This is a genomic window from Caballeronia sordidicola (assembly GCF_000729995.1).
Taxonomy (GTDB): Bacteria; Pseudomonadota; Gammaproteobacteria; order Burkholderiales; family Burkholderiaceae; genus Caballeronia; species Caballeronia sordidicola_A.
In genome coordinates, this window is sequence record NZ_JNFG01000005.1 from 214,868 (window position 1) to 227,468 (window position 12,601).

Here is a 12,601-nt window from a genome sequence, read left to right on the forward strand (position 1 = left end):
GGAGATAACCTGATGATATTCGTCGATCGCAAGATGGGGTTGGCGCCAGGTCCGGTGCGCCGGAACGTCGTGCTTCTCCTGATGCCATTCGTCTCCACCGTAGACCTTGAGTCCGTTGGAATCAACGATCACGAGCCTGCCCGGTTCGAGCGCCTGGCTCAGCACGTGCCGTGGTACTGAAATGCTGCGCTCGGACCTTCGGTCGTCCGTTGACCAGAGGGCAACGATATGTGACCTTAATTGCTCTTGCTCGATTGGTGTTGCTCAGCGAGCATCAATGCGCGAGGGCTAAGGTTGAAGAGTGCAAAGGCCGTCGGGCCGAAGACCGTCATCACCATGCAACGTACCGTCGTCGCGGCAAACAAAAACCAATGATTGATTTATGCGACCGACAATCCGTACGGCATCGCGCTTAACGCCGGATGCCGGACACCAGAACTAGCAAGGAATCCAACATGTCAGTTAGCGCTGTCACCAACAATAGTGGCGCGAGTCTGCGGCAAGCAGACACGAAATCCGCATCCAGCAAAAAATCCACAGAGACTATCGCAGCCAATGCCGTGAATTCAGCATCGACGTCAAAGGGGTCCGCGGCCGAGTCGTCGACCCAGGTGACACTCAGCCCCGAGGCCCAGATTCTTGCGCAGCTCGCGGCAGAGGGCATCACCTTCACGATAGCTGACGCACAAGGCAACCCCGTCGGGCCAGCAAGTATCGCGGCAGTGACCTTGCCGTCGCGATCGTCTGGAGAGTCGATCGATGGCTACGCAATGCGAGTTTGTTCGGCGCTTTCCGCTACTGGCCTCAACGTGGCGATGACTGATCCGGGTGGCATCAGCATGAGAATCTCGAAGATAACTGATTCAGAACGGTCGGGGACTGGTGACGAGATTCTGCGGATTGCGAAGGATCAAGACCAAAATATTGTGCCGCCTACGAGCGGCGACCAATACGACGGTGACATTTCACAGTCGGCCTTCAAAACTGTGATCCAGCAGATGGGCGGGACGACGACGGAAGCTACCCAAATCTTCGCTTTGTTCGACACCGACCACAACGCGTCCATATCCAATTCAGAACTGCTGAGCGGTATGTCCCAGCTTGGCAGCAGCGCGCCGGGTTCGCCGGGCCAGGAACTCCTGAAACTGCTCGTCCCCGCTGGGGACAGCGCCCTCACCGGTAGCGAATTTCTCAGTTTCGAATCGACAATGGTGGCAGCGGAAAAACCCGCGGGTTGAAACGTCGAGCCAGGCAGTCATTGATTGGAGCGCGGCGCTGCGGCGGGCGCTTCGAACAGTCGACAAGCCACGAGGAGTCGTAGATTAAAAAGGTTTACTCGTAAACGAAGGGGCATATCCGGCATATCGGGCGTTCGGTCAACGTGTCCGTTTTGAACTTCAATGCCCCAGGTTATCGGGCTTGAGGCAGTGCCGGAGATCAAACGAACACCTTGACGATCGAATGGCTTGAGCGTCGACTTGACGCTAGTGTGCACGGCTCGAATCGGGCGCGAGGGAATGTTCAGGCATGGTGCCCATGCGTATGCGGGGATAAGACTTGCAACCGGCGTAGTAGACCAGTGAGGTCAGCACCAGACCGACGATCCACGAGACATCGGCGCCATGCAGTTTATGGGCGATCGGACCGGTGTAGATGTCGGTCGCGACAAACGGTAGTTGCACGGCAATGCCGAACAAGTATGAGGCGATCGCGATGCCGTTGAAGCGTCCGTAAATGCCGCCGTCTTGCTGGAAGAACGAATCGACGTCGTACTCGCCGTGGCAGACAAGGTAATAGTCGATCAGGTTCACCGCCGTCCACGGCACCAGGACATACAGCAACAGCAGAATGAAATTCGTGTATTCGTCGAGGAAGTTGGCCTGGCCGAACAACGCGATCACCAGAGAGATGCTGAAAAGCACCAGCGCCGCAATCACGCGGGCGCGTGCCTTACCCGACCAGGTCGGAATCAACGTCTGGATGATTGCGATCGTAGAGAGCGTGCCGCAGTAGAGATTCATCGCATTGGCCGCGGCGATGCCGATCGACAGCACGATGACCACTAGTCCGCTGACCCCGTGCGTGAGCGACGTCAGACCGTTCACGACATCGCCGTCTTTAACCACCAGGCCGACCAGGGCGCCCAGCACCATCGGCAGGATCGAGCCCAGTGTGCAGCCCCAATAACTGGCCCAGAAGGCGTCCTTGGCGCCGGTGTGCTTCGGCATATAGCGCGAATAATCGGACACGTAGGGGGCATAGGCAATCTGCCAAAGCGCGGAGACCGACAGCGTGCCGAGAAAGCCTACGAGGTTCGGCGAGTTCTTCGACAGGAAATCGACTGGCAAGCCGTGCACAAAAATGATCCAGACAAAGGCGAGCAAAAGAACTGCGCCCGAGCACCAGGCCATCAGGCGCGCATAGGCGTGGATCAGGTTGTAGCCGAAGATCGTCGCGACCAGACTCAGGATGCCGACCACTACCACGCCCTCGTTGACCGTAACCGCGGGCGTAAGGCTACGCAGCGCCTGACCACCGAGCACGAGATTCGAGGCGAAGAAGCCGAGGTACATGATCACCACGATCCCGACCACCAGCAGCGAGCCAAGCGAGCCGAACTGGCCGCGAGTCTGCACCATCTGCGGCACACCGAGTTGCGGCCCTTGCGCGGAGTGCAGCGCCATGAATACCGCGCCGACCATATTGCCGATGACGATGGCGAGCACGCCCCACCAAAACGGCTGCTTGAATACCGTGACGGCCAGCGCTCCGGTGACGACCGTCAGCAGCATGATGTTGGAACCGAACCAGATCGTGAACAGGTCGCCGGCCTTGCCGTGCCGCATGGACTCTGGAATGGGTTGGATCGTGTTCTGCTCCAGACGGGAAATCGCGTCTTCCTGACTCATGTGTCTTCTCCTTGATAGGTGACCAATGCGAATCCGCCGGCCTACTGTGCAACCAGGGAAAGCCCTCAAAAACGGGCACTGGCATTCCCTTGGTAGGTGCTGCAAATTCGATTGAAATCTAAAATGTAATTTTTAAAAATGCCGCAAAGCACATTGCTGTCAACCAGGCACGGTCGAGCTACCTGACCCGGCTCGGAAAGCGCTTGGCGAGTTGCACGAGGAAGCCGAGACAGCGGTCGACCTGCGCTAGCTCGATATCTTCGTCTGCCTCGTGCGCCTGCTCGATCAAGCGGGGACCGCAAGCGCCCGATAGTCCCACCAGTTGCCGCCCTTCGATACCTGTCTTCGGCCTGACCTCACGTATCTGTTCAATAAGCTCACGCCAGGCATAGGCGAGCCAACATTTCATCGCAGCGGGTCAACTGTTCGAGGGTAATAAATTCGTCTGGCTTGTGCCCTTGATCCATGCTTCCGGGCCCGCATACCACCGTGGGAATGCCGGCCTGGTCGAACAGTCCGCCCTCCGTGCCGAATGCCACCGTACCGAACTCGGTGGAACCGCTCAGCAGCGCCAGCAGGTGTGCCACTTCGCTGTCAGGCGAGGTGACCAATCCCGGGTAGGCGGAGAGCAGCTGCAAGCGAATGCCGGTATTGGGCTGAACCGAACGCATCCTCGGCAACAGCTCGACATCGGCAAAAGTCTGCAGCTCATTCGCCACCTCGTAGGCATCGAAGCCCGGCAGCGTGCGTACCTCGAAATCGAATTCACACTCAGCCGGCACTATGTTCAAAGCTCGACCGCCTTTGATCAAGCCGGTCTGCACTGTTGAGAACGGTGGATCAAAGCGCCGATCGTGATGTTCAGGCTGCGCCAGCTGTGCTCCGATCTCTCCGAGCCGGCCAATCAGCCGTGCCGCATATTCGATAGCGTTGACCCCATTGGGTGCGTAGGCTGAGTGGCAGGCGGCCCCTTTCACCTGGCAGCGCATGGCCAGCTTGCCCTTGTGGCCCAGCACGGGTTTCAACTCGGTAGGTTCGCCGATCAGGCACATGCGCGGCTTAAGCGGACGCTTTTCCAGTTCCGCCAACATCGACCGCACGCCCAGGCACCCCACCTCCTCGTCATAGGAGAAGGCAAGGTGTATGGGCAGCTTCAGCGTCCGCTTGAGAAAGACCGGTACCGCCGCCAACACCGAGGCGATGAAGCCCTTCATGTCGGCCGTGCCGCGACCGTACAACCGTCCGTCTCTCTCGGTGAGACGGAACGGCTTGGAGGTCCAGGCCTGTCCATCCACCGGCACCACATCGGTATGGCCGGCCAGCACAACACCACCTCGGTCGCGAGGACCGATGGTGGCGAACAGGTTGGCCTTGGTGCGCTCCGGGTTGTAGAAAAGCTCGCTCTCCACGCCGAGTTCCGCCAGGTAATGCCGAATGAAATCGATCAGTTCAATGTTGGAATCCGAACTGACCGTGGCGAAACCGATCAGCTGTTCGAGCAGCTCACGGCTGGATACCTTACTCATTGCCCAGTACTCCGTAGCTCGGAGCTGCGGTCGGATTCAACGCACGAGCCAGGTAGTCCTGCATCTGCGGCCTATAGGCTTGCCAGAGACCGTCGAGCTGGCCTATTGGATCTTCATCCGCCCAGTCGACGCGCAGGTCGATGATCGGCCAGCTCACGTCGCCAACTACCTTTAACGCCGCCGAGTGCACAGGTCCCGCTTCACCCCCGGCCGCCATCGCGGCATGCATGGCCACCAGCAGGCGCCCGGCAAGCATCCCGGACGCATTCTCGAACGCCTGAACCATAGCCTCGATGACCTGGGCACCAGCCAGTAAATTGCCAGCGGCTACGCACTGCTCGCCAGCCAGAGCGTTGTGCACGCCCAGTGCTTCTGTGCCGCTGAAAAACGCGGTACGGCCTTGGCCGTCGATCACCGTCAACTGTCTATACTGGCTCCACCCGTTGGCGCTAAGCGCTCGATCCAGGGCAGTCGCGGGCTCAAACTGGAGGGTTTCGAGGAGGTCGAGGATTTGGGGGCCAAGAGCCGGCAGGGTGACGTTCTGGCTCGCCACTGCACCCACACCTGCACGCACCCACGGGCATCGGGCACCCACCGCAATACTGGAAGAGCTGATGGCGATCCCAAGCTGTCCGGTTTCCGGGCAACGTCCGACGATCGAGAATGTCATGTCCTACTCCTTAGGCCTCAGGCCTGCTTGGGCTTCCAGTCATCCGGGATCACCGCGAGCACATCGATCTCCATAAGCCACTGCGGCTGGCCCAAGGCGCTCACAACCAGGCCGGTGGAAATAGGAAACACGCCCTTAAGCCACTTGCCGACCTCCTGGTACACCGGCTCGCGATAGCGCGGGTCGATCAGGTAGGTTGTAGTCTTGACGATGTGGGACAAATCGCTGCCCGCTTCTTCCAGCAGTTGCTTGACGTTCTTCATCGCCCGCTCGGCTTGGGCGCGCGGGTCGCCGAGCCCTACGAGGCGGCCTTCGAAATCGGTGCCCACCTGACCGCGCACGTAGACGGTGTTGCCGGCGCGCACGGCCTGACAGAGATCGTTATCCAGCGTCTGGTTCGGGTAGGTTTCCTTGGTGTTGAACATGCGGATGCGGGTGTGCGTAGGTTGACTCATTAATGCACCTCAATACTCAAAAGAACTCAGAAGAAAAATCCGCCTCAAGGCGTTGAAGGGAATGCCAAACGCGCAGCCGCGAAGCTGACCAGGCGCCCTTGAACGGGGAGGCGAGGGGATAAGGATTCAGGCCGATACGCCCTTCGTTGCTGCCGGCGCCGCTAGAGCCGGGCGCGTGGTGACGCCCTTAGTGGCTTTGCCGTTGCTGTAGATCTCGCGAGGGTCGCGAATGGAGTTGCGCGACTGCTCGGCCTTTCGATCATTGCTCAGGCATGAACAGGCATCAACTTAGTCCCATTTCGCTGACTTTTTGACCTTGCGAATCAGGGCAACTGCTATTGGGACTTTCCTCGCGACAGTCTTCTGCCTGCCGTTGCGACGTATCACGATAGGAGAGATATTTGCGCTGCGTGACGATATGGTCGGCAATATGCCTGGCATCGTGCCAGACGCCCCAGATGAAAGCGGAGCCACGACGCGACAGCCATGGCAGACCCAGGAAGTAAACGCCAGGCTCTGTCGAAACGCCGCGCTGATGTTGCGGCTTACCGTTTGCGTCGAAGGCGTTGACTTTCAGCCAACCGTAATCGACTGCATAGCCGGTTGCCCAGACTATCGAGGTAACGCCGGCTTCGGCCAGATCGAGCTCAAGAATGGGATGGGTCACGCATTCCGGATCCGGGAGCGTGTTGCGGGCTTCAGGTTCTTCCAGAAGGTCGAGACCATTGCGGGCAATATAGGCGTCAGCTGCATTGAGCAGCGACAAATAGTTCTCATCGCCGCGAGCAAGGTTGGCTGCAAGATCCGATTCGAAGCTCACTACGCTGTCATTGAACGCCTTCGTCAGGCCGACGAGCGCTATGCCCTGATTGGCAAGAGCCCGGAAGTCAACCGTATGCCCGCCACGAGCACCACTTACAGCGATGGTGACATGTTCAGTGCCCGGTCTCGCCGCCTCCGCATCCCATTCGCCGAGAACGCCCAGCCACCAGCAGAAATCACGGTTGCGGTATGTGCGTGGAGGACGATCGTGCTGTCCAACCGAGAGGTACACCTTCTTTCCAGCACGCTGCAGTTCATCGGCGATCTGTACCCCTGACGATCCGGCACCGACCACCAGAACCGCACCCTCTGGCAATTGCCCTGGATTACGATATTCGGCAGAGTGGATCTGTACGAGCTGCTCAGCTTTAGGCGCGATCGGCGGAATAATAGGTCGCTGAAAAGGTCCGGTCGCGACAACCACGCGGTTGGCTTCGATCACGCCCTCAGATGTTTCAATCATGAAGCCCGACCGGCCGGTATTGCGTACAACCTTCTTCACTTCCACACCAGTGCGGATGGGGGCGTTGAACTTCCTGGCATAGGCTTCAAAATAGTCCGCAACACGCTCTTTCGAGGCGAAAGCGTCGGGATCGAGGTTCTCAAATTCCAGACCCGGGAAGCGATCGTGCCAGGCCGGGCCATTGGCAACCAGCGAATCCCACCGACCCGTGCGCCACCGTTCGGCGATACGATTGCGCTCCAGGACGAGGTGAGGCACCCCAAGTTTGCACAGGTGTTCACTCATGGCTACACCGGCCTGACCGGCGCCAACAATAAGCGTATCGATTGATATTGTTTCAACTGTCACCGCTGTCTCCTTCTAAAAGGCGGTTTGATTCGGGGCGGTCATGGTTCCGCCGTTGATGTAGGGCTCGCGACCGTCGCGGATGGAATCGCGGCACTCTTTGCCGGATTTGATCATTGCTATCCCGCTCTTGCGGCTGTACGAGTTGGCGTAGGTCGCGCTCCATCGAGAACTAAGGATTCGCGAAAATAGGGTTTCTTGCACCCACCACAATGGCTCAAGTCTTCGCCAGGCAGATCCTTTTCGGGAAGCGGCGATTATTTCTCCGTCAGCGATTGCACTGCTTCTTAAACCGGCGCGCCAGCCTTCACCGCCAGGTAGCTACGTCGTTGCATCTTCTGCAGGCATGTCGACTTCGATGGGCTGGCATTGGCTTACCGATGGAATAAATCTACGCGGAATGGGAGCATTTGGAAAACATATTTAAAAGATGCATTAAATATGTTTATCCTATGCAGCGGCGCGCACGTTTAGCCTTGAGGCTGCACGGTCGCGCGGCGCCCACCAATTCCTTGGCTCTTACGCACGTATCAACGGAAAGGCCGCCGCTTCGGTATTCGCTGCGCCAGTTGCGGTTTTTCGTTGTGAAGCAGAAACAGCCTTGAAGCTCTCAACCGTGTGGGCGCCATGCATCAAGCGCGAATAGAAAAATGACAAGAAGGACCGTGTTATCACGGCAATCGGTTACGAGCTGGACCGGAGTCACAGTAGCTTACCGGCGCAATGACAGAAACTGGTCTGCAGCAATAATCGCAGAAGCGATTTCTTCCACGGACACTCGCTTGGCCATCGCTTGGGCCCGGATGGCACGATACGCATCAATTCGTGTGATTCCTTGCTGTCGAACAAGGATTTCCTGCGCTTCAGCGATCTTACGTACGCTCTCCACTTTGTCTCCGAGGCGTATGACATGTTTTCTAAGTTTCTTGATGTCACCGGAAAGCTGTTGAGCGATCACTACAGCACTGAGTATGCCGAAAGACCTGACTGGCGCGGCTACTACGGCCTTTGCTCCGACGCGGAGGACTGCGTCGATTATCGTTGGATTCTCGTAATTCACAACCGCCACAACAGGCGGTGCTTCCTCGAAGCTACACCAGGCGTACTCATAACCTAACGTGTCGGGATAAAGGCCAATGAATACGAGGTCCGTTCCCTCTACGGGGGCTTCGAGCGGCGGCCAAAAACAATGCGCCTGACATCCGATGCGCTCGAGCTGCTGTGTCAGCATCTCCCCGTCGCGGTTGTGGGGATGAAAGATGCAGATACGCATCGTTCGTAAATCCCTAAGGACGCGGGATCCACTTCGCAACGAAGAAATTTCGGCCCGACCGCTGGTGCTGGCACATCCGATTTCGCCGCGCACTTAATTCTCCACTGAAGTCATTTGCGACGCCGTACTTCCGAGGTCGTGCGCCACGAGGTAAGGGTCCGGATAAACTGACTCGCGCGTCTCCCGCATGATCGTAAACTGTCCCTCCGAGTTAGCCCGTCCAATCCGAGGGTAAAGGGAAGCGTGGTGATTCGACGCTTCTATGCGAACAATACCTTGCGGAGCGTCGAACGACGATCCAAGCAAATGTGGCATCAGAGCGTCAATGTCATCGCTTCCGCTGGCGCGCATTGCGGCAGCGAATAGGTGGAACTGAAAGTACGCCGCCTCCCAGCATGAATTTGGTGCGGCGCTGTCTCCAAACCTCGCCCGAAATTTGGCCAGGCAACTTACGTTCGCGGCGCTTTGAATAGTCTGAAAGTAAGGCGCTGCTGTGTAGTGTCCTTCGGCGGCGGCCGCCCCCATCTGCCCAACTTCGACCTCCGAGGTCGTCAGGCTGCCTATCGGCATTTTCGCTGGATCGAAACCGGCGTCCGCATAAGCACGATAGAAACATTGTGTTGAATTGCCGACTACCGTTGAAAAAATGAAGTCGGGCTGTGCGTTGCGAATATCTGCCAGGATCTCATCGAAATCCCGCTCGGCTGCATTCAGCGGAACATACCGTTCACTGACTTTTGTCCCGCCGGGGCATTGACCCACAAGATCCGCCATGATCCGATTCGACTCGTAAGGATAGATGTAGTCTGAGCCAACCAGGTACACTCGTGGACCAAATGTTGACGTCATGTACTCCGCGAGCTGAACGCTGTTCTGGTTGGGCGCCGCACCCGTATATATCACGTGATCAGAGCATTCAAACCCTTCGTACAGCGTAGCGTAGAACAGCAGACGGTTCCAGCGTTCCACCACGGGAATCACCGCTTTGCGCGTACTCGACATGTAGCAGCCGAATATGACCTTCACATTGTCCGCTGTGATAAGACGTTCGGCCAAAGTGGCGTAGAGCGCCGGTTCCGAACGCGAGTCGTAAGAAACAGGTACGATTTCGCGGCCATCCACGCCGCCTGCTTCATTGACCTGCTCGATTGCAAAAAGTGTCCCGAAACGTTGTGACGCCTCGATAGACGATGTCACGCCGGTTTCGGAGTACAGCATGCCAACTTTAATGGGGTCGTTGTGTGCCACGGAATCCTCGACTCGGTTAAAACGCTCGCATGCCTCACTAAACCAATCCTAGTCCATACTTCGTCGTCGAAAGCGGGTTTACTTACACCGCAAGTTTCGACAACAAGTTCGGCAAGATGTCCAGAAGTCGCGCTTTGCGTCAATGAAAACGTATTGGGCCAGCCAAATATTTCACACATGTCTTCGTGTTCGAACGGATCAACGCAAATGCATTGACCCCGGCGCCCACGTGCAGTGAGGCCATTTCTACTTATTGCGTGGAGACCTGCTACCTGTGCTGTGGAACCTCTGTCGGAATTCCTCCGATAGGGCATGCCGGAGTACCTCGCGCACTGCGCGTCTTCACCGCGACAGCCTCGCTCGTTATTCCTTCGGTATCCTGAATCCACTTGTTGTGAACCGCCGCGCAGTCTTTACTGCTCGAGATATCACCGTGTCGCATATCTATTCTCCAAGCATCAATCCCTGGCTGCTAAGCCGTAAGGAAAACGTGGACCGTATCCGTATCCACGCCTTCGAACTCTGTTTCGCCCGCCAAACGCCCAACAATACTAAAAGCTTCTGTCCGGAAAATTTCGACAGGTCATTTTCAGAAAACAAAAAGCCCCGTGAAGACGATTGAACGTCTTCACAGGGCTTTTTTGCCGTATGCCTGGCCGGCATTTTTGGCGGCGGGCACGAATCCGATAGAGTCCTTAAAGCTTAGTTTGCAGGAGACGTTTCGTCAACGTATCTTCGTTCGTAGATAAACTACCTTGCAGCAAAAAAGAGGACACCGTGCGATGGCCTGTCTTCCTTGGCATCGGTAGTAACGACAGCGTTTTAACGAAGCGCAGTAGCGTGCTCCATTCAAACCTACCGGTCACAAGCCCACTCCCCGTGTTTTAGACGAGCTCGCAACCATCGTCGTGTGCTCAAAAAAGGCGCCAAATAAAACGCCAAGTGTTCCCCATATGACAAACTGGACGCCAGCGGCTGCCTTTCTGAATTCCCACAGCACCTGTGCGGGAAACTGCGCCGGAACTTCATTGACGGTTGGAAAGAAAATCAGCCCAGCGGCGATCAAACCAATGTAAAGACCCGTTGCCACAAGCGACGCGTTCCATTCGCCAAGTCTCTGAATCCACGCGTAACGCGCAAGGATAGATACGATCATTGTTGCCACGGAATAAGCCAGGAAGAGGAAATACAGTGCCGTTCGTGCACCGATTGTCTCGGGATCGCCTATTGATGGCGGATTAGCCGGATACTTGAGCATTGGAACAATCACTAATGCGATGAAGGCAGCGCCGGCCAGTACCATGGATAGCTTCGATGCCTTCATGCTCTTCACACGCCCGTATAGGACCGCGAAAGTCAAGGCGAACAATCCGCCAACCGAGGTTCCGTAGGCCACCACACCCGTCAACAAGCCCAAACCTGCTTGCGTCTGACGGCTAACCAGTTCTTCATCATGGCCGTGTACACCGCTCATTGCGGCCTCCTTTGCATTCTGTTGCTGCTCGAATGCAATGGCACGATCAATTGAAGGCTCGCCGATCGTCCGGGCGAACCCGAAGGAGATCAGACTCGCTAATAAGCCGGCAAGCAGGCCCTGTATCAACATCTTTCCCACCATGATCACCTCCCGGTTAATGGCAAGGGAAGCCGAGGAGATGCCGCCCATCATGCACAAACTCGTGAACGTACATTCCTCGAATCAATGAAGTTGCGCCTTGCTCGGCGCCAACAAAATAGAGCGTGAGGAGTAGAAGCAGTCCACCGAAAATTACCCAGGGCAACAGTTCTTTCACGGGAATTGGAGCCGGCAAGGCGACAGGGTTAAGAATCGCATCGTTCATAGTCGAACCTCCCAAAAAATAAAGTCTCAAACAAAGCGCTCAAGATCCAACACATGCGGAAAATCCGGCCTCTAACAATCCGTGATCGAGATTGCGGCCAATAAGGACATATTCTGTTGTTCTTGCGGTCTCCCCCCATGCATCCAGCCGGCTTATCGTTGTCAGCATACGAACGCTCTGGAAAATGACTCGCTCGTTGAAGCCAATTGCGTTGAATACTCCCTTCGAGCGAAGAATCGAACCGCCCTGCGTCTGAAGTAGCTCAGAGATCCATGACATAAACCGGTTCAAATCGATCGGTCTTTGCGCGCGTAAAACGATTGATCCAATGGATGCGTCGTGTTCATGCGGATGCTCATCGAGGAATAGAGGATCGACTTCGAGTTTCGCTGCCAATTGAAACGCATTTGTCCCGAGCACAAGGGACGGATTCACGTCGGCCTGCGATGTTCGATATACCTTCGCCAGCGGATTAAGACGGCTAATTCGGCTCTCGATACCCCGCAATTCGTCCTCCGAAACGAGATCTATCTTGTTCACAAGCACGATGTCCGCGAAACCGAGTTGCTCGCGAGCCTCCTCGTTCTCCTCGAGGCTGCGGTCAAAGTTCACTGCGTCGATTACCGTGATAAACGCATCGAGGCGGGCGATGGATTTCACTCCATCCGATACAAAGAATGTCGATGCAACCGGTGCAGGATCTGCGAGCCCGGTTGTTTCAATCATGATTGCATCGATATCAGGCGCACGCTCACGAATGCGTTCCAATGTCTCGATGAGGTCCCCCCGTACTGTGCAGCAGAGACAGCCGTTGTTAAACTCGATCAACTGTTCATTTTCGTCATCGAAGATCAGTTGGCCGTCGATTCCGATTTCGCCAAATTCGTTCACGATCACGGCTATCTTTCGCCCAGCCTGATTCTGTAAAAGCCTGTTGAGCAAGGTTGTTTTCCCCGCGCCCAGGAAACCCGTAATGACCGTCGCGGGGATACGGAAGTCTGTTAGCGCATTGTCCATGACCACTCCTTCTTATCCCCGGGACGTACCGG

13 protein-coding genes are annotated in these 12,601 nt (G+C 56.6%); 2 read left to right on the plus strand and 11 right to left on the minus strand.

Features of this window, described 5'->3' with window-relative positions:
• Positions 1 to 12: 12 nt before the first annotated feature.
• Complete coding sequence (locus tag FH08_RS52455; protein WP_160172432.1) at positions 13 to 180, plus strand: hypothetical protein; 168 nt, start codon at positions 13 to 15, stop codon at positions 178 to 180.
• Between the two features lie 275 nt (positions 181 to 455).
• Positions 456 to 1,238, plus strand: a complete 783-nt coding sequence (locus FH08_RS0105435; protein ID WP_031357355.1) for an EF-hand domain-containing protein — start codon at positions 456 to 458, stop codon at positions 1,236 to 1,238.
• A 246-nt stretch (positions 1,239 to 1,484) separates the two neighbouring features.
• Here FH08_RS0105435 and FH08_RS0105440 read toward each other — a convergent pair whose 3' ends face one another.
• The 11 genes from FH08_RS0105440 to FH08_RS0105485 all read right to left on the minus strand — a co-directional run bounded on the left by FH08_RS0105440 (position 1,485) and on the right by FH08_RS0105485 (position 12,569).
• Positions 1,485 to 2,909 carry a purine-cytosine permease family protein gene (locus FH08_RS0105440; RefSeq protein WP_035565365.1) on the minus strand — a complete coding sequence of 475 codons (1,425 nt, stop codon included), beginning with the start codon at positions 2,907 to 2,909 and terminating at the stop codon, positions 1,485 to 1,487.
• Positions 2,910 to 3,087: 178 nt separating this feature from the next.
• The gene (locus FH08_RS0105445; RefSeq protein ID WP_031357357.1) at positions 3,088 to 3,318 is read right to left on the minus strand and encodes a hypothetical protein; all 231 of its coding nucleotides are present in this window, start codon (positions 3,316 to 3,318) and stop codon (positions 3,088 to 3,090) included.
• Positions 3,287 to 4,435, minus strand: a complete 1,149-nt coding sequence (gene argE / locus FH08_RS0105450; RefSeq protein WP_031357358.1) for an acetylornithine deacetylase — start codon at positions 4,433 to 4,435, stop codon at positions 3,287 to 3,289. The genes FH08_RS0105445 and argE overlap by 32 nt, the downstream gene beginning before the upstream one ends.
• Positions 4,428 to 5,105 carry a DUF1028 domain-containing protein gene (locus FH08_RS0105455; protein ID WP_031357359.1) on the minus strand — a complete coding sequence of 226 codons (678 nt, stop codon included), beginning with the start codon at positions 5,103 to 5,105 and terminating at the stop codon, positions 4,428 to 4,430. Before FH08_RS0105455 ends, argE begins: the two co-directional genes overlap by 8 nt.
• Positions 5,106 to 5,122: 17 nt before the next feature.
• Positions 5,123 to 5,560, minus strand: coding sequence for a RidA family protein (locus FH08_RS0105460; RefSeq protein WP_031357360.1), 438 nt, complete (start codon positions 5,558 to 5,560; stop codon positions 5,123 to 5,125).
• Between the two features lie 283 nt (positions 5,561 to 5,843).
• Positions 5,844 to 7,193: a flavin-containing monooxygenase gene (locus tag FH08_RS0105465; protein WP_031357361.1), complete on the minus strand. Its 1,350-nt coding sequence runs from the start codon at positions 7,191 to 7,193 to the stop codon at positions 5,844 to 5,846.
• A gap of 709 nt (positions 7,194 to 7,902) precedes the next feature.
• Positions 7,903 to 8,556 carry an ANTAR domain-containing response regulator gene (locus FH08_RS0105470; RefSeq protein ID WP_035565368.1) on the minus strand — a complete coding sequence of 218 codons (654 nt, stop codon included), beginning with the start codon at positions 8,554 to 8,556 and terminating at the stop codon, positions 7,903 to 7,905.
• Entirely contained in the window at positions 8,557 to 9,711 is a 1,155-nt protein-coding gene (locus tag FH08_RS0105475) for a transporter substrate-binding domain-containing protein (RefSeq protein ID WP_031357363.1), read from the minus strand.
• Between the two features lie 862 nt (positions 9,712 to 10,573).
• Positions 10,574 to 11,329, minus strand: a complete 756-nt coding sequence (locus FH08_RS0105480; RefSeq protein ID WP_031357364.1) for a CbtA family protein — start codon at positions 11,327 to 11,329, stop codon at positions 10,574 to 10,576.
• 13 nt (positions 11,330 to 11,342) lie between these two features.
• Positions 11,343 to 11,552, minus strand: a complete 210-nt coding sequence (locus FH08_RS50250; RefSeq protein ID WP_075583289.1) for a CbtB domain-containing protein — start codon at positions 11,550 to 11,552, stop codon at positions 11,343 to 11,345.
• Positions 11,553 to 11,591: 39 nt separating this feature from the next.
• A complete protein-coding gene (locus FH08_RS0105485) occupies positions 11,592 to 12,569 on the minus strand; it encodes a CobW family GTP-binding protein (protein WP_031357365.1) in 978 nt (325 codons plus the stop codon).
• Positions 12,570 to 12,601: the final 32 nt, after the last annotated feature.

What these genes read in the sequence shown, in the direction of transcription:
- FH08_RS0105485 (WP_031357365.1), bottom strand. Translation starts at nt 12,569, where the DNA reads ATGGACAATGCGCTAACAGACTTCCGTATCCCCGCGACGGTCATTACG.
- FH08_RS50250 (WP_075583289.1), bottom strand. Translation starts at nt 11,552, where the DNA reads ATGAACGATGCGATTCTTAACCCTGTCGCCTTGCCGGCTCCAATTCCC.
- FH08_RS0105445 (WP_031357357.1), bottom strand. Translation starts at nt 3,318, where the DNA reads ATGAAATGTTGGCTCGCCTATGCCTGGCGTGAGCTTATTGAACAGATA.
- FH08_RS0105440 (WP_035565365.1), bottom strand. Translation starts at nt 2,909, where the DNA reads ATGAGTCAGGAAGACGCGATTTCCCGTCTGGAGCAGAACACGATCCAA.
- argE (WP_031357358.1), bottom strand. Translation starts at nt 4,435, where the DNA reads ATGAGTAAGGTATCCAGCCGTGAGCTGCTCGAACAGCTGATCGGTTTC.
- FH08_RS0105460 (WP_031357360.1), bottom strand. Translation starts at nt 5,560, where the DNA reads ATGAGTCAACCTACGCACACCCGCATCCGCATGTTCAACACCAAGGAA.
- FH08_RS52455 (WP_160172432.1), top strand. Translation starts at nt 13, where the DNA reads ATGATATTCGTCGATCGCAAGATGGGGTTGGCGCCAGGTCCGGTGCGC.
- FH08_RS0105480 (WP_031357364.1), bottom strand. Translation starts at nt 11,329, where the DNA reads ATGGTGGGAAAGATGTTGATACAGGGCCTGCTTGCCGGCTTATTAGCG.
- FH08_RS0105435 (WP_031357355.1), top strand. Translation starts at nt 456, where the DNA reads ATGTCAGTTAGCGCTGTCACCAACAATAGTGGCGCGAGTCTGCGGCAA.
- FH08_RS0105455 (WP_031357359.1), bottom strand. Translation starts at nt 5,105, where the DNA reads ATGACATTCTCGATCGTCGGACGTTGCCCGGAAACCGGACAGCTTGGG.